The sequence below is a fragment of the Pseudomonas sp. RIT411 genome (assembly GCF_003057735.2).
Classification (GTDB): domain Bacteria; phylum Pseudomonadota; class Gammaproteobacteria; order Pseudomonadales; family Pseudomonadaceae; genus Chryseomonas; species Chryseomonas oryzihabitans.
In genome coordinates this window covers 150,235-170,805 of sequence record NZ_QBIZ02000003.1, presented here as the reverse complement: position 1 = coordinate 170,805, position 20,571 = coordinate 150,235, and the positions used below count along the sequence as shown (strand labels likewise).

Sequence of the window (20,571 nt, the reverse complement as noted above, 5' to 3'; positions counted from 1 at the left end):
CAACATGACGATTGGTTTAGTCGGTCGTAAATGCGGTATGACCCGCGTTTTCACCGAAGAAGGCGTTTCCGTTCCGGTTACGGTCATTGAGATCGAGCCGAATCGCGTAACCCAATTCAAAAGCGAAGAAACCGATGGCTACCGTGCCATTCAGGTAACCGTGGGCGAGCGTCGTGCTTCCCGCGTGACCAAGGCGCAAGCCGGTCACTTCGCCAAGGCCAGCGTTGCTGCTGGTCGTAGCGTCCTCGAATTCCGCCTGGAAGACGGTGAGTACAAGGCTGGCGACGAAGTCACCGTAGCCCTGTTCGAAGCCGGTCAGATGGTTGATGTCACTGGTCAGTCCAAAGGTAAGGGCTACGCCGGTACCATCAAGCGCTGGAACTTCCGTGGTCAGGACAACACCCACGGTAACTCCGTTTCCCACCGTGCACCTGGTTCCATCGGCCAGTGCCAGACTCCTGGTCGAGTGTTCAAGGGCAAGAAAATGTCCGGTCACCTGGGTGCGGAGCGTGTAACCGTTCAGTCGCTGGAAGTCGTGCGTGTAGACGCCGAGCGCAACCTGCTGCTGGTCAAGGGTGCCGTCCCCGGCGCGCCGGGTGGTGACGTGATCGTGCGTCCCGCTGTCAAGGCCCGTGGTTGAGAGGAGAGAGAACATGCAACTCAATGTGAATGGCTCTCAAGCTATCGAAGTCTCCGAGCACACCTTCGGCGGTGAATTCAACGAGACCCTGGTTCACCAGGCAGTCGTTGCCTACATGGCTGGCGGTCGTCAGGGCACCCGTGCCCAGAAGACCCGTTCCGAAGTCAGCGGCGGCGGCAAGAAGCCCTGGCGTCAGAAGGGCAGCGGTCGTGCCCGTGCCGGTACCATCCGCAGCCCCATCTGGCGTTCCGGTGGCGTGGCTTTCGCAGCCAAGCCCCAGGATCACAGCCAGAAGCTGAACAAGAAGATGTACCGCGCTGCACTGCGCTCCATCCTCGCCGAGCTGGTCCGTCTGGATCGTCTGGTCGTGGTTGACGACTTCGCCGTCGACGCGCCCAAGACCAAGACCCTGGTCAGCAAGCTGGACGGCCTGGGCCTGAGCGACGTGCTGATCGTGACCGACGCTGTCGACCAGAATCTGTATCTGGCCGCCCGCAACCTGCCTTTCGTCGACGTGCGTGATGTCCAGGGTTCCGACCCGGTCAGCCTGATCGCCTACGACAAGGTGCTGGTCACTGTGTCCGCCGTGAAGAAATTCGAGGAGCTGCTGGCATGAACCAGGAACGCGTATTCAAAGTGCTGCTTGGCCCGCACATCTCCGAGAAGGCCACCATGCTGGCGGACAGCCAGAAGCAGTTCGTATTCAAGGTTGCCACCGATGCAACCAAGCTGGAAATCAAGAAGGCCGTCGAGCAGCTGTTCGAGGTCAAGGTTCGCAGCGTCAGCACCCTGAACGTCCAGGGCAAGACCAAGCGCACCGCTCGTGGTCTGGGCAAGCGTAACGACTGGAAAAAAGCGTACATCGCGCTCCAGCCGGGCCAGGATCTCGACTTTTCCAGCAGCGCCGAGTAATCAGGGGGCATCATGGCAATCGTAAAATGCAAGCCGACCTCCGCTGGCCGCCGCTTTGTGGTCAAGGTGGTCAACTCTGATCTGCACAAAGGCGCGCCCTACGCTCCTTTGCTGGAGAAGAAGAGCAAGTCCGGCGGCCGTAACAACAATGGTCGTATCACCACTCGCCACATCGGCGGTGGTCACAAGCAGCACTATCGTCTGGTCGATTTCCGTCGCAACAAGGATGGCATCCCTGCCGTCGTTGAGCGTATCGAATACGATCCGAACCGTACTGCACACATCGCTCTGCTGAAGTACGCCGATGGCGAGCGTCGCTACATCATCGCCCCCAAGGGCGTTGCTGCCGGTGACCAGCTGCTGTCCGGCGCTGGCGCGCCCATCAAGGCCGGCAACAACCTGCCGCTGCGTAACGTGCCGGTCGGTAGCACCATCCACGGTATCGAGCTGAAGCCTGGCAAAGGCGCTCAGATCGCTCGTTCCGCGGGTACCTCCGCTCAGCTGGTCGCCCGTGAAGGCGCCTACGTCACCGTGCGTCTGCGCAGCGGTGAAATGCGCAAGGTGCTGTCCGAGTGCCGTGCCACCCTGGGCGAAGTGTCCAACGGTGAGCACAGCCTGCGTTCGCTGGGTAAGGCCGGTGCCACCCGCTGGCGTGGCGTGCGTCCGACTGTTCGTGGTGTTGCCATGAACCCGGTCGATCACCCGCACGGTGGTGGTGAAGGTCGTACTTCCGGTGGCCGTCATCCGGTTTCGCCGTGGGGCGTCAAGACCAAGGGTCTCAAGACGCGCTCCAACAAGCGTACCGACAAGATGATTGTCCGTCGCGGCAAGTAATCAGTAGAGGATTCGACTGTGCCCCGTTCTCTGAAGAAAGGTCCTTTTATCGATCTTCACCTGTTGAAGAAGATCGAAGTCGCGGTGGAAAAAAACGAACGCAAGCCGATCAAGACCTGGTCGCGTCGTTCGATGATCCTGCCGCAGATGGTCGGCCTGACCATCGCTGTGCACAACGGTCGTCAACATGTCCCCGTTCTGGTGAACGAAGACATGGTCGGCCACAAACTCGGCGAGTTCGCTGCTACCCGCACCTATCGCGGTCATGCGGCTGACAAGAAAGCCAAGCGTTAAGGGGTAAGGAAGATGGAAGTAGCCGCTAAGCTGTCGGGCGCTCGTATCTCCGCCCAGAAAGCCCGCTTGGTCGCCGACCAGATTCGCGGGAAGAAGGTGGGCGAAGCGCTCAACCTGTTGACTTTCAGCAGCAAGAAAGCCGCTGAAATCATGAAGAAGGTGCTGGAGTCGGCTGTTGCCAACGCCGAGCACAATGAAGGCGCCGACGTGGACGACCTGAAGGTCTCCACCGTCTTCGTAAACGAAGGTCGTTCGCTCAAGCGCATCATGCCGCGTGCCAAAGGTCGTGCTGATCGCATCGTGAAGCGGTCTTGCCATATCACGGTCAAGGTTGCGGACAAGTAACGGAGTCGATCAGATGGGTCAGAAAGTACATCCCAATGGCATTCGCCTGGGTATCGTCAAGGAGCACACTTCGGTCTGGTACGCGGATAAGCGCACTTATGCGGACTATCTGCTGGCCGACCTGAAGGTTCGTGAGTACCTCCAGGACAAACTAAAAAGCGCGTCCGTAAGCCGTATCGATATTCATCGCCCGGCTCAAACCGCACGCATCACCATCCACACCGCCCGTCCCGGTATCGTGATCGGCAAGAAAGGTGAGGATGTCGAGAAGCTGCGTCAGGACCTGACCGCAAGAATGGGTGTGCCCGTGCACATCAACATCGAAGAGATCCGCAAGCCGGAGCTCGATGGTGCCCTGGTTGCGCAGAGCGTTGCGCAGCAGCTTGAGCGTCGTGTGATGTTCCGTCGCGCCATGAAGCGCGCCGTGCAGAACGCGATCCGCATTGGTGCCAAAGGCATCAAGATTCAAGTGAGCGGTCGTCTGGGCGGTGCTGAAATCGCCCGTACCGAGTGGTATCGCGAAGGTCGTGTGCCCCTGCACACCCTGCGTGCCGATATCGACTACGCCACTGCGGAAGCTCACACCACCTACGGTGTGATCGGTGTGAAGGTCTGGATCTTCAAAGGTGAGGTCATTGGTGGCCGCCAGGAAGAGCTCAAGCCCGTCGCCCCGGCTCCGCGCAAAAAAGCTGCTGCTAAGTAAGGAGTACGCAACATGCTGCAACCCAAGCGTACAAAATTCCGCAAGCAGATGACCGGCCACAACCGTGGTCTGGCTCATCGCGGTAGCAAGGTCAGCTTCGGCGAGTACGCGCTGAAGGCTGTCGGCCGTGGCCGTCTGACCGCTCGCCAGATCGAATCCGCACGTCGTGCGCTGACCCGTCACGTGAAGCGTGGCGGCAAGATCTGGATCCGCGTCTTCCCTGACAAGCCTGTCACCAAGAAGCCTCTCGAAGTGCGGATGGGTAAAGGTAAGGGTAGTGTCGAGTACTGGGTAGCCCAGATCCAGCCGGGCAAGGTCCTGTACGAGATCGAGGGTGTTTCCGAGGATCTGGCTCGTCAGGCATTCGCCCTGGCCGCTGCCAAGCTTCCCGTCGAAACCTCCTTTGTTAAGCGGACGGTGATGTGATGAAAGCGAAAGATTTGCGTGAGAAATCCGTAGAGGAGCTGAACGAGCAGCTTCTCAACCTGCTGCGTGACCAGTTCAATCTGCGTATGCAGAAGGCAACTGGCCAGTTGGGTCAGTCTCACATGCTCTCGCAAGTGAAGCGCGACATCGCTCGCGTCAAGACTGTGCTGAACCAGCAAGCAGGTAAGTGATCATGGCTGAAGCTGAAAAAACTGTCCGTACGCTGACCGGCCGAGTGGTCAGCGACAAGATGGACAAAACCGTGACCGTACTGATCGAGCGTCGCGTAAAGCACCCGATCTACGGCAAATACGTGAAGCGTTCCACCAAGCTGCACGCTCACGACGAAACCAATCAGTGCCGCATTGGTGACCTGGTCACCATTCGCGAAACCCGCCCGCTGGCCAAGACCAAGGCGTGGACCCTGGTTGACGTCGTCGAGCGCGCCGTTCAGGTATAAGGGTAGAGAGCCATGATCCAGACTCAATCCATGCTTGACGTCGCCGACAACAGCGGCGCTCGTCGCGTGATGTGCATCAAGGTGCTCGGCGGTTCCCACCGCCGCTACGCCGGCATCGGCGACATCATCAAGGTCACCGTCAAGGAAGCAATTCCGCGCGGCAAGGTGAAGAAAGGTCAGGTGATGACTGCTGTCGTCGTGCGTACCAAGCACGGCGTCCGCCGCACCGACGGTTCCATCATCCGCTTCGACGGCAACGCCGCGGTTCTGCTGAACAACAAGCAAGAGCCGATTGGCACCCGTATCTTTGGGCCGGTGACCCGTGAACTTCGCTCCGAGAAGTTCATGAAGATCGTCTCCCTTGCCCCCGAAGTGCTGTAAGGAGTAGCCGACATGCAAAAGATTCGTCGTGACGACGAGGTAATCGTCATTGCCGGCAAGGACAAGGGCAAACGTGGCAAGGTGCTGAAGGTGCTCGCCGATGACCGTCTGGTCGTTGGCGGGGTCAACCTGGTCAAGCGCCACACCAAGCCCAACCCCATGCTGGGCGTTCAGGGTGGCATCGTAGAGAAAGAAGCCCCTCTGCATGTCTCCAACGTTGCCATTTTCAACTCCGAGACCAACAAGGCTGACCGCGTTGGTTTCAAAGTCGAAGACGGCAAGAAGATTCGTATCTTCAAGTCGACCCAAAAAGCGGTCCAGGCCTGAAGCTGCTAGGTAGATCACCATGGCTCGATTGAAAGAGATTTATCGGAAGGAAATCGCGCCCAAGCTGAAAGAGCAGCTTCAGCTGGGTAACGTGATGGAAGTTCCGCGCATCACCAAGATCACCTTGAACATGGGTCTGGGCGAAGCAGTCGGTGACAAGAAGATCATCGACAACGCTGTAGCTGACCTGGAAAAGATCGCTGGTCAAAAGCCGGTCGTGACTTATGCCCGCAATTCCATTGCTGGCTTCAAGATTCGCGAAGGCTGGCCGATTGGCGTCAAGGTGACCCTGCGTAGCGATCGCATGTATGAATTCCTGGATCGTCTGCTGTCCATCTCCCTGCCGCGCGTACGTGACTTCCGCGGCCTGAATGCCAAGTCCTTCGATGGTCGTGGCAACTACAGCATGGGCGTGAAAGAGCAGATCATCTTCCCGGAAATCGATTACGACAAGATCGATGCGCTGCGTGGCATGGACATCACCCTGACCACCACCGCTCGTACCGACGAGGAAGGCCGTGCGCTGCTGCGCGCGTTCAACTTCCCGTTCCGTAACTGATTGAGGTCTTCAAATGGCTAAGCAAAGCATGATTAACCGTGAGCTGAAGCGTCAGCAAACGGTTGCCAAGTACGCCAAGAAGCGCGCCGAGCTGAAGGCGACCATCGGTAACGTCAACGCCTCCCCCGAGGAGCGTTGGAATGCCCAGGTCGCCCTGCAGAAGCAGCCCCGTGACGCCAGCGCCAGCCGCATGCGTAACCGCTGCCGCCTGACCGGTCGTCCGCATGGCGTGTACCGCAAGTTCGGTCTGTCCCGCATCAAGCTGCGTGAAGCAGCCATGCGCGGTGACGTGCCCGGCCTGGTGAAGGCCAGCTGGTAACAGCTAGCGCCTTTCATCGCGGTAACTGAATCAAGCCCCTTTTGGGGCTTGATTCGTTTCAGGCCGATCTCTAGAATGCTCGGCTCGCCCGAATCGGCCTATTGCCGAGGGGTGATTTTGAGAGCCGGTAGGCTCAATTTCTGTATTAGGAGCTAATAGCCCATGAGTATGCAGGACCCGTTAGCAGACATGCTAACTCGTATCCGTAATGCCCAGATGGCTGAAAAGGCCGTTGTGAGCATGCCTTCTTCCAAGCTGAAGGCTGCCGTCGCCAAAGTCCTCAAGGACGAAGGTTACATCGCGGATTTTCAGGTCAGCGCGGAATCCAAGCCGTCGCTGTCCATCGAGCTGAAGTACTTCGAAGGCAAGCCTGTCATCGAAGAGCTGAAGCGTAGCAGCCGTCCCGGTCTGCGCCAGTACAAAGCCGTTGACCAGCTGCCGAAAGTGCGTGGCGGTCTGGGCGTGTCGATCGTTTCCACCAACAAAGGTGTGATGACTGATCGCGCAGCCCGTGCTGCTGGTGTTGGCGGCGAAGTGCTCTGCACAGTCTTCTAAGGGGAATCAGCATGTCTCGCGTTGCTAAAAACCCTGTAAGACTGCCTGCAGGCGTCGAAGTTAATCTGGCCGGTCAGGCCCTTTCGATCAAGGGTGCCAAGGGCGCTCTGGAGCTGAAGGTCCATCCGTCCGTTGAAGTCACTCAAGAGTCCGGTGAGCTGCGTTTCGCTGCTCGCAATGGCGATCAGCAGACCCGTGCGATGGCCGGCACTACCCGTGCCCTGGTCAACAACATGGTGGTCGGCGTCAGCCAGGGCTTCGAGCGCAAGCTGCAACTGGTCGGTGTGGGCTACAAGGCCCAAGCCAAAGGTCAGGTGCTGAACCTCGCTCTGGGCTTCTCTCACCCTGTGGACTACGACCTGCCGCAAGGCATCACCGCAGAAACCCCCAACCAGACCGAAATCCTGATCAAGGGTATCGACAAGCAGCTGGTCGGCCAGGTTGCGGCTGAGATTCGTGGTTTCCGTCCGCCGGAGCCTTACAAGGGCAAGGGCGTACGGTATGCCGACGAAGTCGTCCACCGTAAAGAAGCCAAGAAAAAGTAGGGCATAGCAAATGACCGTCAAGAAAGAAACCAGACTGCGTCGCGCTCGCAAGGCTCGCCTGAAGATGCGCGAGCTGGAAGTGGTGCGTCTGTGCGTGTACCGCTCTTCCCAGCACATCTATGCCCAGGTCATCGCGGCCGACGGCAGCAAGGTCCTGGCCAGCGCTTCTACGCTGGACAAAGAACTGCGCGAAAGCGCTACCAGCAACGTCGAGGCGGCCAAGAAAGTTGGTCTGCTGGTCGCCGAGCGTGCCAAGGCCGCTGGCGTTACCCAGGTGGCCTTTGATCGTTCTGGCTTCAAGTACCATGGTCGCGTCAAAGCGCTGGCCGACGCTGCTCGTGAAGGCGGGCTGGAGTTCTAAGTCATGGCAAATAACGATCAAAAGCGCGACGAAGGCTACATCGAGAAGCTGGTTCAAGTTAACCGCGTAGCCAAAACCGTGAAAGGCGGCCGTATCTTCGCCTTCACCGCTCTGACCGTGGTTGGCGATGGCAAAGGCCGCGTTGGCTTCGGCCGTGGCAAGGCGCGTGAAGTGCCTGCTGCCATCCAGAAGGCTATGGAAGCTGCTCGCCGCAACATGATCCAGGTGGATCTGAACGGCACCACCCTGCAGTACCCGGTCAAGGCCGCCCATGGCGCCTCCAAGGTGTACATGCAGCCCGCTTCCGACGGTACCGGCATCATCGCCGGCGGTGCCATGCGCGCCGTGCTGGAAGTCGCTGGTGTGCAGAACGTCCTGGCCAAGTGCTACGGCTCCACCAACCCGGTAAACGTGGTGTACGCGACCTTCGAAGGTCTCAAGCACATGCAGGCGCCGGAAGCTGTTGCCGCCAAGCGTGGCAAGAGCGTCGAGGAGATTCTCTGATCATGGCTAACGCAACCGTCAAGGTCACGCTGATCAAGAGCGTCCATGGCCGTCTGGCCAATCACAAGGCTTGCGTCAAGGGTCTCGGCCTGCGTCGCATTGGTCACACCGTCGAAGTTCAGGACACCCCTGAGAATCGCGGCATGATCAACAAGGCCTATTACCTTCTGCGTGTGGAGGGTTAAGTCATGAAATTGAATGATCTGCGTTCCGCTCCCGGCGCTCGCCGCGAGAAGCTGCGTCCCGGTCGTGGTATCGGTAGCGGCCTGGGCAAGACCGGTGGCCGCGGCCACAAGGGTCTGACCTCCCGTTCCGGTGGTAAGGTTGCCCCCGGCTTCGAGGGCGGCCAGCAGCCGCTGCACCGTCGTCTGCCCAAGTTCGGCTTCGTTTCGCTGAAGGCCCTGGACCGCGCCGAGGTTCGTACCTCCGAGCTGGCCAAGGTTGATGTCGATGTCGTCGATCTGCAGGCGCTGAAAGACGCCAACGTGATCAGCCGAGACATCAAGCGTGTCAAGGTTGTGCTGTCCGGCGACGTCACTCGTGCCGTCACCCTGAAGGGCATTGGTGCCACCAAGGGCGCACGTGCAGCCATCGAAGCAGCTGGCGGCAAGATCGAGGAATAAATGGCTAAGCAAGGTGCTCTCTCTGCGCTCAGCAAGACCGGTGGTATGTCCGAGCTGTGGACCCGCCTCCGATTCCTGTTCCTGGCGATCATCGTCTACAGGATCGGTGCGCACATCCCTGTTCCGGGTATCAATCCCGATCAGCTGGCCGCACTGTTCAGGCAGAACGAGGGGACCATTCTTAGCCTCTTCAACATGTTCTCTGGCGGTGCGCTGGAGCGGATGAGCATCTTTGCACTGGGGATCATGCCGTACATCTCGGCATCGATCATCATGCAGCTGCTTACCGCGATCAGCCCACAGCTGGAGCAATTGAAGAAAGAGGGTGAGTCTGGTCGTCGCAAGATCAGCCAGTACACCCGTTACGGCACACTGGTTCTGGCGCTCGTTCAGGCCACCGGGATGTCGGTTGGACTTGCCAGTCAGGGCGTGGCGTTCAGTGTGGGCTTCAGCTTCTACTTCGTAGCTGTCACCACCTTCGTCGCCGGCGCACTGTTCATGATGTGGCTGGGTGAGCAGATCACCGAGCGCGGTATCGGCAACGGCATCTCGATGCTGATCTTCGCCGGTATCGTCGCGGGCTTGCCTCGCGCCATCGGTCAGTCCTTCGAGTCGGCACGGCAGGGCGATATCAACATCTTCGCGCTGATCATGGTCGGTGTGGTGGCGGTCGCCATCATCGCCTTCGTGGTGTTCATCGAGCGTGGGCAGCGTCGTATCGCCGTGCACTACGCCAAGCGTCAGCAGGGTCGCAAGGTCTTCGCTGCGCAGAACAGCCATCTGCCGCTCAAGGTGAACATGGCCGGGGTCATCCCGGCGATCTTCGCCAGCAGCATCCTGCTGTTTCCGGCATCGCTCGGTTCGTGGTTCGGTCAGTCCGAAGGTCTCGGTTGGTTGCAGGACGTGGCTCAGGCCATCGCGCCCGGTCAGCCGCTGAACATCTTGCTGTTTAGTGCAGGGATCATCTTCTTCTGCTTCTTCTATACGGCGCTGATGTTCAACCCCAAGGACGTGGCAGAGAACCTGAAGAAATCCGGGGCGTTCATCCCGGGTATTCGTCCTGGTGAGCAGTCCGCGCGCTATATCGATGGCGTGCTGACCCGACTGACCATGTTCGGTGCCCTGTACATGACGGCGGTGTGCTTGTTGCCCCAGTTCCTGGTGGTCGCGGCGAACGTGCCGTTCTATCTCGGCGGGACCTCGTTGCTGATCGTGGTGGTAGTGGTCATGGACTTCATGTCCCAGGTCCAATCCCATCTCGTATCTCATCAATACGAGTCCCTGATGAAGAAAGCCAACCTGAAGGGCTACGGCAGCGGCATGATGCGCTGATCCGTTACCCGTAAGGTTAGAGGAGTTGTCATGAAAGTTCGTGCATCGGTCAAGAAGCTGTGCCGTAACTGCAAGATCATTCGCCGCGAAGGCGTCGTGCGCGTGATCTGCAGCGCTGAACCGCGTCACAAGCAGCGCCAAGGCTGAGTGTGAATCACGCGTCTAACCCGGCAGCTAGTGTGCTGCCGGGTTGATCATTTGTTCCTACAGCGTTAATATCGCGCGCCCTTTTCTTGGCTTCCGGGGCGTCGGTAGCTGTCAATTGGAGTTTTTCTGAATGGCCCGTATTGCAGGCGTCAACATTCCAGATAACAAGCACACTGTTATCTCGCTGACCTACATCTATGGTGTCGGTCGCACCACCTCTCAGAAGATCTGCGCGGCCACCGGCATCGAGCCGACCGCCAAGATCAAAGAACTGAGCGACGAGCAGGTCGATCAGCTGCGTAACGAGGTCGCCAAAATCCTCACCGAGGGTGACCTGCGCCGCGAAATCAACATGAACATCAAGCGCCTGATGGATCTGGGTTGCTACCGCGGTCTGCGTCACCGCCGTGGTCTGCCGGTCCGTGGTCAGCGCACCAAGACCAATGCCCGTACCCGTAAGGGCCCGCGCAAGCCGATCCGCAAGTAATCGCATCCGCGAATCGACAGGAATCTAGTCATGGCAAAACCTGCTGCTCGTCCTCGTAAGAAAGTCAAAAAGACAGTGGTTGATGGCATCGCCCACATCCATGCGTCTTTCAACAACACCATCGTGACCATCACCGATCGTCAGGGCAACGCTTTGTCCTGGGCGACCTCCGGTGGCTCCGGCTTCCGTGGCTCCCGTAAGAGCACCCCGTTCGCTGCCCAGATTGCAGCCGAACGTGCCGGCCAAGCCGCTCTGGAATATGGTCTGAAGAATCTGGACGTGAACGTCAAAGGTCCCGGCCCCGGCCGCGAGTCCGCTGTTCGCGCCCTGAATGCCTGTGGTTACAAGATCGCCAGCATCACCGACGTGACGCCCATCCCGCATAACGGGTGCCGTCCGCCGAAGAAGCGTCGCGTGTAATAGGAGACAGTGAGAAATGGCTCGTTACATTGGTCCCAAGTGCAAACTGTCCCGCCGCGAAGGCACTGACCTCTTCCTGAAGAGCGGCGCTCGTGCCCTCGACTCGAAGTGCAAGCTGGAAACCGTTCCTGGCCAGCATGGTCAGCGTCGCGGTCGTCTGTCCGACTACGGTCTGCAGCTGCGTGAAAAGCAGAAAGTCCGCCGCATGTACGGTGTCCTCGAGCGTCAGTTCGCCGGTTACTACCAGGAAGCTGCCCGTCGCAAGGGCGCTACCGGTGAAAACCTGCTGCAACTGCTCGAGTGCCGTCTGGACAACGTGGTGTATCGCATGGGCTTTGGTGCCACTCGCGCTGAATCGCGCCAGCTGGTCTCCCACAAGTCGATCACCGTCAACGGTCAGACCGTCAACATTCCCTCCTATCAGGTCAAGGTCGGCGACGTCGTCGCGGTCCGCGAGAAGGCCAAGAACCAGCTGCGTATCGCTCAAGCTCTCGAGCTGTGCGGCCAGCGTGGCCGTGTTGAGTGGGTCGAAGTGAGCACCGAGAAAAAGGAAGGCACCTTCAAGAGCGTGCCGGCCCGTGGTGATCTCTCCGCCGACATCAACGAAAACCTGATTGTCGAGCTCTACTCCAAGTAAGGGCTAGAAAGTAGGTGCATCCATGCAGAGTTCGGTAAATGAGTTCCTGACCCCCCGCCATATCGATGTGCAGGCGGTTAGTCAGACCCGTGCCAAGATCACCCTCGAGCCTCTCGAGCGTGGTTTCGGCCATACCTTGGGCAACGCGCTGCGGCGTATCCTGTTGTCCTCCATGCCTGGCTGCGCGGTAGTCGAAGCAGAGATCGACGGTGTCCTGCACGAGTACAGCGCCATCGAAGGCGTGCAGGAAGACGTGATCGAGATCCTGCTCAATCTCAAGGGTCTGGCCATCAAGTTGCACGGCCGTGACGAAGTCACCCTGAGCCTGAGCAAGAAAGGTCAGGGGCCGGTTCTGGCCTCTGACATTCAGGTCGATCACGACGTCGAGATCGTCAACGGTGAGCACGTCATCGCCCACCTGGCGGACAACGGTTCGCTGAACATGAAGCTGAAAATCGCCCGCGGTCGTGGCTATGAGCCCGCCGACGCGCGTCAGAGCGAAGAAGACGAAACCCGCGCAATCGGTCGTCTGCAGCTCGATGCTTCGTTCAGCCCGGTTCGTCGCGTGGCCTATGTGGTGGAAAACGCCCGGGTCGAACAGCGTACCAACCTGGACAAGCTCGTGCTTGACCTGGAAACCAACGGTACCCTGGATCCGGAAGAAGCCATCCGTCGTGCCGCCACCATCCTGCAGCAGCAGCTGGCAGCGTTTGTCGACCTCAAGGGCGACAGCGAGCCGGTCGTGGTCGAGCAGGAAGACGAGATCGATCCGATCCTGCTGCGTCCGGTGGACGATCTGGAACTGACCGTTCGTTCGGCCAACTGCCTCAAGGCGGAGAACATCTACTACATCGGTGACCTGATTCAGCGTACCGAAGTGGAGCTGCTCAAGACCCCGAACCTGGGCAAGAAGTCCCTGACCGAAATCAAGGACGTCCTGGCCTCCCGTGGTCTGTCGCTCGGTATGCGCCTGGACAACTGGCCCCCTGCAAGCCTTAAGAAGGACGACAAGGCTACTGCCTGATCGTCATTGTTCACCGAACGATAGTTTGGGAAGGAATTTCAATCATGCGTCATCGTAAAAGTGGTCGTCATCTGAGCCGCACGAGCGCACACCGCAAGGCCATGTTCCAGAACATGGCTGTGTCGCTGTTCGAGCACGAGCTGATCAAAACTACCCTGCCGAAAGCCAAGGAACTGCGCCGCGTTGCCGAGCCGCTGATCACCCTGGCCAAGGAAGACAGCGTCGCCAACCGTCGTCTGGCTTTCGACCGTACCCGTTCGAAAGCTGCCGTTGGCAAGCTGTTCAACGACCTGGGCAAGCGCTACGCCAACCGTCCGGGTGGCTACCTGCGTATCCTGAAGTGCGGCTTCCGCGCTGGCGACAATGCGCCCATGGCGTATGTCGAGCTGATCGATCGTCCGGTCGGCGGTACCGTGGAACAGGCTGCTGAATAAGTAGCTGCGTTCTGGAAAAAGCCGGGCTCTTGCCCGGCTTTTTCATGCCTGGCGTTTGGTGAAGACCAGGCCCTTCGCATCCAACTTCTGATCGCAGATTTTTCTATCAGGATGCTAGGATCAATAAATTAGTCCTAAAGTATTGCCGTGGCGATACTTCCCTCAAGCGATCAGCCAACGCTTTTCAGAGGGAGATACCTGTGACTGATACCAAGATCCTCACCACCGCCAGCGGCATTCCGGTGGCCGATAACCAAAATTCCCGCACCGCCGGTCCGCGCGGTCCGCTGATGCTCGACGACTTCCATCTGATCGAGAAGCTGGCGCATTTCAACCGTGAAGTCATTCCCGAGCGACGCGTGCATGCCAAGGGCTCCGCAGCCTATGGCACCTTTACCGTCACCCGGGACATCACGCACCTCAGCAGCGCCAGGCTGTTCGCCGAGGTCGGCAAGCGGACCGAGACCCTCCTGCGCTTTTCCACAGTGGGCGGTGAGCGCGGCTCGGCGGATACCGAGCGCGATCCCCGCGGTTTCGCCGTGAAGTTCTATACCGAAGAAGGCAATTGGGACATCGTCGGCAACAACACCCCGGTGTTCTTCATCCGCGATCCGTTGAAATTCCCCGACTTCATCCATACCCAGAAGCGCGATCCCTGGAGCAACCTGAAGAGTCCGCAGATGATGTGGGATTTCTGGTCGCTGTCGCCCGAATCGCTGCATCAGGTCACCATCCTGTTCTCCGATCGCGGCATTCCGGACGGCTATCGCTTCATGCATGGCTTCGGCAGCCATACCTTCAGCCTGATCAACGCCCAGGGCGAGCGGCACTTCGTGAAGTTTCACTTCAAGAGCCAGCAGGGGATCAAGAACCTGGCGCCTGCCGACGCGGCACGCCTGGCCGGTACCGACCCGGACTACAGCCAGCGCGACCTGTTCCAGGCCATCGAGCGCGGCGAATTCCCGCGCTGGACGCTGTGCATCCAGGTGATGAGCGAACAGGAAGCAGCTAGCCGTGCGTCGAATCCCTTCGACGTGACCAAGGTCTGGTCGCAGCAGGACTATCCGCTGCAGGAGGTGGGGGTGCTGGAGCTCAACCGCAATCCGCAGAACTACTTCGCTGAGGTGGAGCAGGCCTCCTTTGCGCCGAGCAACGTGGTGCCGGGCGTGGGGCTGTCGCCCGATCGCATGCTGCAGGGCAGGGTATTCGCCTATGCCGACGCCCAGCGCTACCGGGTGGGCACCAACTATCAGCAACTGCCGGTCAACGCACCCCGTTGCCCCTACGCCAACAACCAGCGTGACGGGGCCATGAGATTCGATGGCAATGGCGGTTCGCAGCCGAACTACGAGCCGAACAGCTATGGCCACACGCCCAAGCAGGCGCCCCAGTATCGCGAGCCGGCGCTGAATTTCGCCGGGCCGGCCGATCGCTACGATCACCGGGTGGACGCGGACTACTTCAGCCAGGCCGGAGCGCTGTTCCGCCTGATGAATGCCGACCAGCAGGCGCTGCTGATCGGCAACATCGTCGGCGCCCTGGGTACGGTGACCCGCGAGGTGCAGCTGCGGCAGATCGGTCACTTCCTCAAGGCCGATCCCGCCTATGGCGTGGGCGTGGCCAAGGGCCTCGGGATAGATCCCAGCGAAGTGGCCTGATCCAGGGGTAGAAAAGAGCCCGGCAACCGCCGGGCTCTTTTTCGTCCGCGAAAAAAGTGCGGGAAAGGCTGTCTCGGACGCCGCTTGCGACGTCGCAGTGCTAAGGTTCGCATCAAGCGCGAAAACACGAGGCTCGCTCTCCCGTCATGACTGTGTTTGGAGTGTCTTTGCGCCAGCTCTGGGCGCACGAAAAGGCCAGCTATGGCGTTCGCGTCTTTGTCGCCCTGAGCGGCGCCATGGTGGTCTGCTGGTCGCTGGGCGATCTGCGCGCGCTGTCGCCGGTATTCCTCGGCATCATCGCCAGCGCCCTGGCGGAAACCGACGACAGCTGGCTGGGGCGACTCAAGTCGCTGGCGGTGACGCTGCTGTGCTTTACCGTGGCGGCCTTCGCGGTCGAGCTGCTGTTTCCCTATCCCTGGATCTTCGTGGTGGGCCTGGGCCTGGCCACCTTCAGCCTGACGATGCTGGGCGCCATCGGCGAGCGCTACGCCTCGGTGGCCCAGGCCACGGTGATCCTGTCCATCTATGCCATGATCGGGGTGGATCAGCGCCTCGGCGCCCAGGTGCCGCTGTGGTACGAGCCGGCACACCTGCTGGCCGGGGCATTGTGGTACGGCCTGCTCTCGGTGCTCTGGTGCGCGCTCTTCGCCCACCAGCCGGTGCGACAGAATCTGTCCGCTCTCTATGGCGAACTGGGGACGCTACTCAGGCTCAAGGCCGAGATGCTCGAGCCGGTGCGCGGGGTGGACCTGCACCGGCGGCGGGTGCTGCTGGCCCAGCAGAACGGCAAGGTGGTGCAGGCGCTGAACCAGGCCAAGGCGACCATCCTCAATCGCTTCGGCCGCTCGGGACGGCCCGGTGCGCGTTCGGGGCGCTATTTCCGCCTGTATTTCATGGCACAGGACATCCACGAGCGCGCCAGCTCTTCGCACTATCCCTACAGTGCCCTGACCGAGGCCTTCTTTCACAGCGACATCCTCTTTCGCTGCCAGCGCCTGCTCAAGTTGCAGGCCACGGCCTGCCTCAACATGGGCGAGGCGATCCGGCTCGGACAGCCTTTCGAATACGGCCAGCAGAGTCAGCAGGGACTGACCGATCTGCAGGCCTCGCTGGAGTATCTCAAGCAGCAGCAGAATCCGCGCTGGCGGGGCCTGCTACGCTCCCTGGACCTGCTCGGGCACAATCTTTCGACCCTGGAGCGGCAATTCTCCGAGGCGGGCAATAGCGATTCGGGGGCGGCGGATCTGGACACCAGCCTGCTGGATCCGGCGGCACGCTCCCTGCGCGAGGTGTTCCAGCGTATCCGCCTGCAGCTGACCCCGACCTCGCTACTGTTCCGCCATGGCCTGCGCATGGCGCTGGCGCTGATGGCCGGCTATGGCGTGCTGCACCTGATCCACCCGGTGAACGGCTACTGGATCCTCTTGACCACGGTGTTCGTCTGCCGGCCACAGTACGGAGCGACCCGGGTGCGGCTGGTGCAGCGGATCGTGGGTACGGTGATCGGGCTGTTGCTGGGCAGCGCCCTGCTGGAGCTGTTCGGGCAGCCGGAGATCCAGCTCTTGCTGGCGCTGGTGGGCGGCCTGGTGTTCTTTATCACCCGGACGGATCGCTACACCGTCGCCACCGCGGCCATCACCCTCATGGTGCTGTTCTGCTTCAACCAGGTGGGCAACGGTTTCATGCTGATCTGGCCGCGGCTGCTGGATACCCTGCTGGGCTGCCTGATCGCGGTACTGGCGGTGTTCTTCGTCCTGCCGGACTGGCAGGGGCGGCGGCTGCACCAGGTGATGGCCAATACCCTGCGTACCAATGCGCTCTATCTGCGCCGACTGCACGAGCAGTACCGCACCGGCAAGCGTGACGATCTCGACTACCGGGTGGCGCGGCGCAACGCCCACAACGCCGATGCGACGCTGTCGGCCGCGCTGGCCAACATGCTGCGCGATCCCGGGCACTTCCGTCGTAACCTGGAAGCGGGCTTTCGCTATCTGGCGCTGTCCAACACCCTGCTGGGCTACCTGTCGGCCCTGGGCGCCCATCGCCGCCAGCTGGAGGCGGCCGAGCACGATGCCCTGGTGGAGCGCGCCGTGACCCGCATCGCCGAGGGTATGGAGTCCATCGCGGCGGCGGTGGCGGAACGCCGCAGTCTGCCGCCGACCGCCGAGGAGGAGACCAGCCTGGCCGATGAACTGGAGGCCGCGGCCGAGGACAACGACGACGGCTACCGGCTGGTGTGCACCCAGCTGGCGCTGATCTGCCGCCTGCTGCCCAATCTCAAGAGCGCCGCCAACCATACCCTGCGCGAACAAACCCGCGAGCAACCGGCCGCAGGTACCGCCGATGCTTGAGCAAGGTTGGCGCGACGCGCTATGTTGACCGATGTCCGTCGAGTCTTTCGACGCCTGTTTATGCTGGTTTGAAGGCTGTTCCAACACATGCGTATGCGTCTTCTAGTAGTGGGCGGGGAGAGCGCCCTGGGCAAGGCGCTACTCGCCGCCGGTGCCGAAGCGGGCATCGAATTCGTCGCCCCCGAGACTCCCACGGAGGGCTGGTACGCCGCGGGGCTGACCGAGGTCCTCGACCGGGTCCGACCAGGGGCGGTGATCAATCTCGCCTATTACCACGACTGGCTGCAGGCCGCGGACTTCGATCCGGCGCTGATGCAGCGCCAGGCGCTGGCCGTGCAACGCCTGGCCGGCCTCTGCCAGCACTATCAGATTCCGCTGATCCAGCCGTCCAGCTATCAGCTGTTCGATGGCTCGCGCGTGGCCGGCTATAGTGAAAAGGATCTTCCGCGGCCCCCCGGGGCACGGGGCGAGGCGCTCTGGCGGGTCGAGCAGCTGGTGCGGGCGCTGTGCCCGATGCACATCCTGCTGCGCCTGGGCTGGGTCCTGGATGACTCCCGTGACGGTCGCCTGGGGCGGTTGCTGCGGCAGCTGGGCACCGAGCAGGTGGTGCCGATGGCGGGCGACCGGCGCGGCAATCCGACCACCGTGGGCGATGCCGCCCGGGTGCTGCTGGCCGTGGTCAAGCAGCTCGACTGCGGCGCACCGCTCTGGGGGACCTATCACTACGGCGCCCAGGAAGCGGTGTCGGAGTTGGGTCTGGCCGAGACCGTCGCCCAGCTCTGGCAGGAATTCGACCGGCCGGTGCGCTGCGAGTGGCAGGAGGTGACGCACCTCGAGCGTGCGGATGCCGCGGAAGAGCCACAACAGGGGGTGTTGATCAGTCGCAAGCTGCTCAACACCTTTGGCATCAAGGCGCGGCGCTGGCAGCAGGAGCTGCCGGCGCTGTTGCAGGGCTTTCGGCAGGACGAGGTAGGTTTAGATGAGTGATGCGCCCATTCTGATCACTGGCGGTGCCGGTTTCATCGGCTCCCACCTGGCCGACGCGCTGCTGGCGCGGGGCAGGCGGGTGCGGGTGCTGGACGACCTGAGCACCGGCAAGCGCGAGAATCTGCCGCTGGACGACGACCGCATCGAATTGCGGGTGGGAGACGTGGCCGATGTCGCGACCCTGGAAGCGGCGATGGCCGGCTGCGCGGCGGTGGTGCACCTGGCCGCGGTGGCCTCGGTGCAGGCGTCGGTGGAGGACCCGGTGGGCACCCACAGGGCCAACTTCATCGGCACCCTGAATCTGTGCGAGGCCATGCGCAAGGCCGGGATCAAGCGGGTGGTCTATGCCTCCAGCGCGGCGGTCTATGGCGCCAACGGCCAGGGGCAGGCCATCGACGAGGAGTTGCCCAAGGCGCCGCTGACGCCCTATGCGGCGGACAAGCTGGCGGGCGAATACTACTTCGACTTCTATCGTCGCGAGCACGGTCTGGAGCCGGCGATCTTCCGCTTCTTCAACATCTATGGTCCGCGTCAGGATCCGTCTTCGCCCTATTCGGGGGTGATCAGCATCTTCACCGAACGCGCCCGCCGGCAGACGCCGATCACGGTGTTCGGTGATGGCGAGCAGACCCGCGATTTCGTCTATGTCGCCGATCTGGTGGACATCCTGGTGCAGGCGCTGGAAGCCCCCGAAGTGACGGCCGGGGCGGTGAACGTGGGGCGCGGCGAGACCATCAGCCTGAACGGCCTGCTGGCGGAGATCGGCCAGGTGCTGGGTGGCCTGCCGCCGGTAACCCATGGCGCGGCGCGGGCCGGGGACATCCGCCATTCGAAGGCGGACAACCGCCGCCTGCGCGAGCGCTTCGATTTCAGTCAGCCCACGAGCATGGGCACGGGGCTGGCAGCACTGCTGCGGGATTAGCGGACGCGGCCAGGGGCACTCCCTGGCCGGTTGGGCGTCGACGCTGGAGCTGCCCAGCGCCAACCTGCGGGCGAGTGGCTTGCGCTGGCCTAGAAGCGATAGCCCAGGCCGACCATGTAGACCCAGGGATCCACGTCCAGATCGACCTTGGCGCGGGCGCCGAGGGCGGTGTTGTCGACATGGGCGGTAGTGGCGATGTCGATATAGCGGATCTGGGCGTTGAGCATCACCCGGTCGGTGAGCATGAGATCGGCGCCGACCTGGGCGGACCAGCCCCAGGAGTTGTCGGCGCGGAAGTTGTCGAAGCCGGCCGCGCTGGCGCCGCTGCCGACATGCTCGTCGTAGATCCAGGTGTAGTTGAGGCCGGCGCCGACATAGGGTTGGAACGTCGCCTTGGCGTCCAGCGGGTAATAGACCAGGCTCAGGGTCGGCGGCAGGTGCTTGAGGCTGCCGAGCTTGCCGTTGGCGGCGTCCAGCCCGGTGCCCTTGATGTTGACCTGGTGCTCGAAAGGCGTGGCCGCCAGCAATTCGAGGCCCAGGTGATCGGTGAGCATGTAGGCGACGTTCAGCCCCAGCTGGGTGTCGCTGTCCATGGTCGCCTTGCCGCCCAGATTGGCGCCGCTCAGGGCGCCTCTGTCGATCTTGACGTCGGAGCTGCGCTCGTGGGGATCCACGGTGATGGCGCCGGCGCGCAGGATGATGTCGCCGGCCTGGTGGGCCTGGGCGAAGGGCGCGGCCAGGGCGAGGGCGAGCAGGCTGAGACGGAAGAGGGGACGCATGGCGAGGGCTCCGAAGGCATTGAAAAAGGGCTGGGAGCAGCCTAGCGAAGCTGAAACGGCGGACTCTTGATCTCGCTCAAGGGTGGGGCAGATCGCCTCAGGAACCGTCGCCCTTGAGAATGTAGGGCTGGATGCGTAGGGCCTGCAGCCAATAGCCGGCGACGGCCACCTCGCTGCGCTGGCTGCCCACGCCCAGGCGGCCTTCCACCCAATAGGGCAGGTGCAGTTTGGACAGCCAGAGGTCGTGGCTGCCTTTCACGTAGACGATCTGGTTGCCCGGCGGCGGCGGTACGTGGATGCAGGCGCCGTAATAGGGGACCAGCAGGAATTCGGTGACCTCGCCCTCGTCGGTGACCATCAGCGGCACCACGTAGCCGGGCAGGCGCACCTCCTGGCCATCCAGGGCGGCCACCGTGGGGGCGTCCGGCCAGGGCTGGCTGGCGGCCGGGCCGTCTTCGCCGAGGCCGTGGTCGACGCTGCCGGGATTGAAGCGCGGCGCATCGGCCGGCACCAGTTCGCGCCAGGCGAGTTGGCGGGGTTCGGCCTGGGCCCAGGGCAGCCAGCAGAGCAACAGCAGGAGCGCCAGGCGCATGGTGGGGCCTCGT

33 protein-coding genes are annotated in these 20,571 nt (G+C 61.6%); 31 read left to right on the top strand and 2 right to left on the bottom strand.

Annotated elements, in window-relative coordinates; all coding sequences use genetic code 11:
- Positions 1–4 precede the first annotated feature (4 nt).
- The 31 genes from rplC (at position 5) to DBY63_RS06040 (ending at position 19,187) form a co-directional block, all read left to right on the top strand.
- Positions 5–640, top strand: coding sequence for a 50S ribosomal protein L3 (gene rplC, locus DBY63_RS06190; protein ID WP_007161251.1), 636 nt, complete (start codon positions 5–7; stop codon positions 638–640).
- A gap of 13 nt (positions 641–653) precedes the next feature.
- Positions 654–1,256 carry a 50S ribosomal protein L4 gene (gene rplD / locus DBY63_RS06185; RefSeq protein ID WP_007161250.1) on the top strand — a complete coding sequence of 201 codons (603 nt, stop codon included), beginning with the start codon at positions 654–656 and terminating at the stop codon, positions 1,254–1,256.
- The gene (gene rplW / locus DBY63_RS06180; RefSeq protein WP_007161249.1) at positions 1,253–1,552 is read left to right on the top strand and encodes a 50S ribosomal protein L23; all 300 of its coding nucleotides are present in this window, start codon (positions 1,253–1,255) and stop codon (positions 1,550–1,552) included. Before rplD ends, rplW begins: the two co-directional genes overlap by 4 nt.
- Positions 1,553–1,564: 12 nt before the next feature.
- Positions 1,565–2,386 carry a 50S ribosomal protein L2 gene (rplB, locus tag DBY63_RS06175; protein ID WP_007161248.1) on the top strand — a complete coding sequence of 274 codons (822 nt, stop codon included), beginning with the start codon at positions 1,565–1,567 and terminating at the stop codon, positions 2,384–2,386.
- Positions 2,387–2,404: 18 nt separating this feature from the next.
- On the top strand, positions 2,405–2,680 hold the full coding sequence (gene rpsS, locus DBY63_RS06170) for a 30S ribosomal protein S19 (protein ID WP_007161247.1): 276 nt from the start codon (positions 2,405–2,407) through the stop codon (positions 2,678–2,680).
- A 12-nt stretch (positions 2,681–2,692) separates the two neighbouring features.
- Positions 2,693–3,025 carry a 50S ribosomal protein L22 gene (gene rplV / locus DBY63_RS06165; RefSeq protein WP_007161246.1) on the top strand — a complete coding sequence of 111 codons (333 nt, stop codon included), beginning with the start codon at positions 2,693–2,695 and terminating at the stop codon, positions 3,023–3,025.
- A gap of 13 nt (positions 3,026–3,038) precedes the next feature.
- A complete protein-coding gene (gene rpsC, locus DBY63_RS06160) occupies positions 3,039–3,728 on the top strand; it encodes a 30S ribosomal protein S3 (RefSeq protein ID WP_007161245.1) in 690 nt (229 codons plus the stop codon).
- Positions 3,729–3,740: 12 nt separating this feature from the next.
- Positions 3,741–4,154, top strand: coding sequence for a 50S ribosomal protein L16 (gene rplP, locus DBY63_RS06155; protein WP_007161244.1), 414 nt, complete (start codon positions 3,741–3,743; stop codon positions 4,152–4,154).
- Positions 4,154–4,345, top strand: coding sequence for a 50S ribosomal protein L29 (gene rpmC / locus DBY63_RS06150; protein WP_007161243.1), 192 nt, complete (start codon positions 4,154–4,156; stop codon positions 4,343–4,345). Before rplP ends, rpmC begins: the two co-directional genes overlap by 1 nt.
- 2 nt (positions 4,346–4,347) lie before the next feature.
- Entirely contained in the window at positions 4,348–4,614 is a 267-nt protein-coding gene (rpsQ, locus tag DBY63_RS06145; protein ID WP_007161242.1) for a 30S ribosomal protein S17, read from the top strand.
- 12 nt (positions 4,615–4,626) lie between these two features.
- Positions 4,627–4,995, top strand: coding sequence for a 50S ribosomal protein L14 (gene rplN, locus DBY63_RS06140; protein WP_007161241.1), 369 nt, complete (start codon positions 4,627–4,629; stop codon positions 4,993–4,995).
- A gap of 12 nt (positions 4,996–5,007) precedes the next feature.
- The gene (gene rplX, locus DBY63_RS06135; RefSeq protein WP_007161240.1) at positions 5,008–5,322 is read left to right on the top strand and encodes a 50S ribosomal protein L24; all 315 of its coding nucleotides are present in this window, start codon (positions 5,008–5,010) and stop codon (positions 5,320–5,322) included.
- A 19-nt stretch (positions 5,323–5,341) separates the two neighbouring features.
- Complete coding sequence (rplE, locus tag DBY63_RS06130; RefSeq protein ID WP_007161239.1) at positions 5,342–5,881, top strand: 50S ribosomal protein L5; 540 nt, start codon at positions 5,342–5,344, stop codon at positions 5,879–5,881.
- A 13-nt stretch (positions 5,882–5,894) separates the two neighbouring features.
- Entirely contained in the window at positions 5,895–6,200 is a 306-nt protein-coding gene (rpsN, locus tag DBY63_RS06125) for a 30S ribosomal protein S14 (RefSeq protein ID WP_007161238.1), read from the top strand.
- A gap of 162 nt (positions 6,201–6,362) precedes the next feature.
- Positions 6,363–6,755, top strand: coding sequence for a 30S ribosomal protein S8 (gene rpsH, locus DBY63_RS06120; protein ID WP_017640285.1), 393 nt, complete (start codon positions 6,363–6,365; stop codon positions 6,753–6,755).
- Between the two features lie 11 nt (positions 6,756–6,766).
- Positions 6,767–7,300 (top strand): 50S ribosomal protein L6, encoded by a 534-nt coding sequence (gene rplF, locus DBY63_RS06115; protein WP_017640286.1) that lies wholly within the window; start codon positions 6,767–6,769, stop codon positions 7,298–7,300.
- 10 nt (positions 7,301–7,310) lie between these two features.
- A complete protein-coding gene (gene rplR, locus DBY63_RS06110; protein WP_007161235.1) occupies positions 7,311–7,661 on the top strand; it encodes a 50S ribosomal protein L18 in 351 nt (116 codons plus the stop codon).
- Positions 7,662–7,664: 3 nt separating this feature from the next.
- The gene (gene rpsE / locus DBY63_RS06105) at positions 7,665–8,165 is read left to right on the top strand and encodes a 30S ribosomal protein S5 (RefSeq protein ID WP_007161234.1); all 501 of its coding nucleotides are present in this window, start codon (positions 7,665–7,667) and stop codon (positions 8,163–8,165) included.
- A gap of 2 nt (positions 8,166–8,167) precedes the next feature.
- Complete coding sequence (gene rpmD, locus DBY63_RS06100) at positions 8,168–8,350, top strand: 50S ribosomal protein L30 (protein ID WP_007161233.1); 183 nt, start codon at positions 8,168–8,170, stop codon at positions 8,348–8,350.
- Between the two features lie 3 nt (positions 8,351–8,353).
- The gene (rplO, locus tag DBY63_RS06095) at positions 8,354–8,788 is read left to right on the top strand and encodes a 50S ribosomal protein L15 (protein ID WP_007161232.1); all 435 of its coding nucleotides are present in this window, start codon (positions 8,354–8,356) and stop codon (positions 8,786–8,788) included.
- The gene (gene secY / locus DBY63_RS06090) at positions 8,789–10,120 is read left to right on the top strand and encodes a preprotein translocase subunit SecY (protein ID WP_027599183.1); all 1,332 of its coding nucleotides are present in this window, start codon (positions 8,789–8,791) and stop codon (positions 10,118–10,120) included.
- A 30-nt stretch (positions 10,121–10,150) separates the two neighbouring features.
- Positions 10,151–10,267: a 50S ribosomal protein L36 gene (gene rpmJ, locus DBY63_RS06085; protein ID WP_002555468.1), complete on the top strand. Its 117-nt coding sequence runs from the start codon at positions 10,151–10,153 to the stop codon at positions 10,265–10,267.
- A gap of 130 nt (positions 10,268–10,397) precedes the next feature.
- Positions 10,398–10,754 (top strand): 30S ribosomal protein S13, encoded by a 357-nt coding sequence (gene rpsM / locus DBY63_RS06080; protein WP_007161230.1) that lies wholly within the window; start codon positions 10,398–10,400, stop codon positions 10,752–10,754.
- 30 nt (positions 10,755–10,784) lie between these two features.
- The gene (gene rpsK / locus DBY63_RS06075; RefSeq protein WP_003281811.1) at positions 10,785–11,174 is read left to right on the top strand and encodes a 30S ribosomal protein S11; all 390 of its coding nucleotides are present in this window, start codon (positions 10,785–10,787) and stop codon (positions 11,172–11,174) included.
- 16 nt (positions 11,175–11,190) lie between these two features.
- Positions 11,191–11,811 carry a 30S ribosomal protein S4 gene (gene rpsD, locus DBY63_RS06070; RefSeq protein ID WP_007161229.1) on the top strand — a complete coding sequence of 207 codons (621 nt, stop codon included), beginning with the start codon at positions 11,191–11,193 and terminating at the stop codon, positions 11,809–11,811.
- 22 nt (positions 11,812–11,833) lie between these two features.
- Entirely contained in the window at positions 11,834–12,835 is a 1,002-nt protein-coding gene (gene rpoA, locus DBY63_RS06065; protein ID WP_027599182.1) for a DNA-directed RNA polymerase subunit alpha, read from the top strand.
- Positions 12,836–12,879: 44 nt separating this feature from the next.
- Positions 12,880–13,269, top strand: coding sequence for a 50S ribosomal protein L17 (gene rplQ, locus DBY63_RS06060; RefSeq protein WP_007161227.1), 390 nt, complete (start codon positions 12,880–12,882; stop codon positions 13,267–13,269).
- Between the two features lie 200 nt (positions 13,270–13,469).
- Positions 13,470–14,927, top strand: a complete 1,458-nt coding sequence (locus tag DBY63_RS06055) for a catalase (RefSeq protein ID WP_108581498.1) — start codon at positions 13,470–13,472, stop codon at positions 14,925–14,927.
- 146 nt (positions 14,928–15,073) lie between these two features.
- Positions 15,074–17,278, top strand: coding sequence for a YccS family putative transporter (gene yccS / locus DBY63_RS06050; protein WP_177411432.1), 2,205 nt, complete (start codon positions 15,074–15,076; stop codon positions 17,276–17,278).
- A gap of 87 nt (positions 17,279–17,365) precedes the next feature.
- Positions 17,366–18,265: a sugar nucleotide-binding protein gene (locus tag DBY63_RS06045; RefSeq protein ID WP_177411431.1), complete on the top strand. Its 900-nt coding sequence runs from the start codon at positions 17,366–17,368 to the stop codon at positions 18,263–18,265.
- Positions 18,258–19,187, top strand: coding sequence for an NAD-dependent epimerase/dehydratase family protein (locus tag DBY63_RS06040; RefSeq protein ID WP_108581495.1), 930 nt, complete (start codon positions 18,258–18,260; stop codon positions 19,185–19,187). Before DBY63_RS06045 ends, DBY63_RS06040 begins: the two co-directional genes overlap by 8 nt.
- 89 nt (positions 19,188–19,276) lie before the next feature.
- Here DBY63_RS06040 and DBY63_RS06035 read toward each other — a convergent pair whose 3' ends face one another.
- Positions 19,277–19,966, bottom strand: a complete 690-nt coding sequence (locus DBY63_RS06035) for an OmpW family outer membrane protein (RefSeq protein ID WP_027601114.1) — start codon at positions 19,964–19,966, stop codon at positions 19,277–19,279.
- A gap of 97 nt (positions 19,967–20,063) precedes the next feature.
- Positions 20,064–20,558 carry a DUF3299 domain-containing protein gene (locus DBY63_RS06030; protein WP_108581494.1) on the bottom strand — a complete coding sequence of 165 codons (495 nt, stop codon included), beginning with the start codon at positions 20,556–20,558 and terminating at the stop codon, positions 20,064–20,066.
- Positions 20,559–20,571 lie beyond the last annotated feature (13 nt).

Excerpts from the sequence above, each read along its gene's own strand:
- secY (WP_027599183.1), top strand. The coding sequence starts at position 8,789 with ATGGCTAAGCAAGGTGCTCTCTCTGCGCTCAGCAAGACCGGTGGTATG.
- rplC (WP_007161251.1), top strand. The coding sequence starts at position 5 with ATGACGATTGGTTTAGTCGGTCGTAAATGCGGTATGACCCGCGTTTTC.
- rplO (WP_007161232.1), top strand. The coding sequence starts at position 8,354 with ATGAAATTGAATGATCTGCGTTCCGCTCCCGGCGCTCGCCGCGAGAAG.
- rpsK (WP_003281811.1), top strand. The coding sequence starts at position 10,785 with ATGGCAAAACCTGCTGCTCGTCCTCGTAAGAAAGTCAAAAAGACAGTG.
- rpsE (WP_007161234.1), top strand. The coding sequence starts at position 7,665 with ATGGCAAATAACGATCAAAAGCGCGACGAAGGCTACATCGAGAAGCTG.
- rplW (WP_007161249.1), top strand. The coding sequence starts at position 1,253 with ATGAACCAGGAACGCGTATTCAAAGTGCTGCTTGGCCCGCACATCTCC.
- rpsN (WP_007161238.1), top strand. The coding sequence starts at position 5,895 with ATGGCTAAGCAAAGCATGATTAACCGTGAGCTGAAGCGTCAGCAAACG.
- rplB (WP_007161248.1), top strand. The coding sequence starts at position 1,565 with ATGGCAATCGTAAAATGCAAGCCGACCTCCGCTGGCCGCCGCTTTGTG.
- rpmC (WP_007161243.1), top strand. The coding sequence starts at position 4,154 with ATGAAAGCGAAAGATTTGCGTGAGAAATCCGTAGAGGAGCTGAACGAG.
- rplR (WP_007161235.1), top strand. The coding sequence starts at position 7,311 with ATGACCGTCAAGAAAGAAACCAGACTGCGTCGCGCTCGCAAGGCTCGC.
- DBY63_RS06040 (WP_108581495.1), top strand. The coding sequence starts at position 18,258 with ATGAGTGATGCGCCCATTCTGATCACTGGCGGTGCCGGTTTCATCGGC.
- rplE (WP_007161239.1), top strand. The coding sequence starts at position 5,342 with ATGGCTCGATTGAAAGAGATTTATCGGAAGGAAATCGCGCCCAAGCTG.
- rplV (WP_007161246.1), top strand. The coding sequence starts at position 2,693 with ATGGAAGTAGCCGCTAAGCTGTCGGGCGCTCGTATCTCCGCCCAGAAA.
- rplN (WP_007161241.1), top strand. The coding sequence starts at position 4,627 with ATGATCCAGACTCAATCCATGCTTGACGTCGCCGACAACAGCGGCGCT.
- rplP (WP_007161244.1), top strand. The coding sequence starts at position 3,741 with ATGCTGCAACCCAAGCGTACAAAATTCCGCAAGCAGATGACCGGCCAC.
- rplX (WP_007161240.1), top strand. The coding sequence starts at position 5,008 with ATGCAAAAGATTCGTCGTGACGACGAGGTAATCGTCATTGCCGGCAAG.
- rpsC (WP_007161245.1), top strand. The coding sequence starts at position 3,039 with ATGGGTCAGAAAGTACATCCCAATGGCATTCGCCTGGGTATCGTCAAG.
- rpsQ (WP_007161242.1), top strand. The coding sequence starts at position 4,348 with ATGGCTGAAGCTGAAAAAACTGTCCGTACGCTGACCGGCCGAGTGGTC.
- rplF (WP_017640286.1), top strand. The coding sequence starts at position 6,767 with ATGTCTCGCGTTGCTAAAAACCCTGTAAGACTGCCTGCAGGCGTCGAA.
- rplD (WP_007161250.1), top strand. The coding sequence starts at position 654 with ATGCAACTCAATGTGAATGGCTCTCAAGCTATCGAAGTCTCCGAGCAC.
- DBY63_RS06045 (WP_177411431.1), top strand. The coding sequence starts at position 17,366 with ATGCGTATGCGTCTTCTAGTAGTGGGCGGGGAGAGCGCCCTGGGCAAG.
- rpsD (WP_007161229.1), top strand. The coding sequence starts at position 11,191 with ATGGCTCGTTACATTGGTCCCAAGTGCAAACTGTCCCGCCGCGAAGGC.
- rpmD (WP_007161233.1), top strand. The coding sequence starts at position 8,168 with ATGGCTAACGCAACCGTCAAGGTCACGCTGATCAAGAGCGTCCATGGC.
- yccS (WP_177411432.1), top strand. The coding sequence starts at position 15,074 with ATGACTGTGTTTGGAGTGTCTTTGCGCCAGCTCTGGGCGCACGAAAAG.
- rplQ (WP_007161227.1), top strand. The coding sequence starts at position 12,880 with ATGCGTCATCGTAAAAGTGGTCGTCATCTGAGCCGCACGAGCGCACAC.
- rpoA (WP_027599182.1), top strand. The coding sequence starts at position 11,834 with ATGCAGAGTTCGGTAAATGAGTTCCTGACCCCCCGCCATATCGATGTG.
- DBY63_RS06035 (WP_027601114.1), bottom strand. The coding sequence starts at position 19,966 with ATGCGTCCCCTCTTCCGTCTCAGCCTGCTCGCCCTCGCCCTGGCCGCG.
- rpsH (WP_017640285.1), top strand. The coding sequence starts at position 6,363 with ATGAGTATGCAGGACCCGTTAGCAGACATGCTAACTCGTATCCGTAAT.
- rpsM (WP_007161230.1), top strand. The coding sequence starts at position 10,398 with ATGGCCCGTATTGCAGGCGTCAACATTCCAGATAACAAGCACACTGTT.
- rpmJ (WP_002555468.1), top strand. The coding sequence starts at position 10,151 with ATGAAAGTTCGTGCATCGGTCAAGAAGCTGTGCCGTAACTGCAAGATC.
- DBY63_RS06030 (WP_108581494.1), bottom strand. The coding sequence starts at position 20,558 with ATGCGCCTGGCGCTCCTGCTGTTGCTCTGCTGGCTGCCCTGGGCCCAG.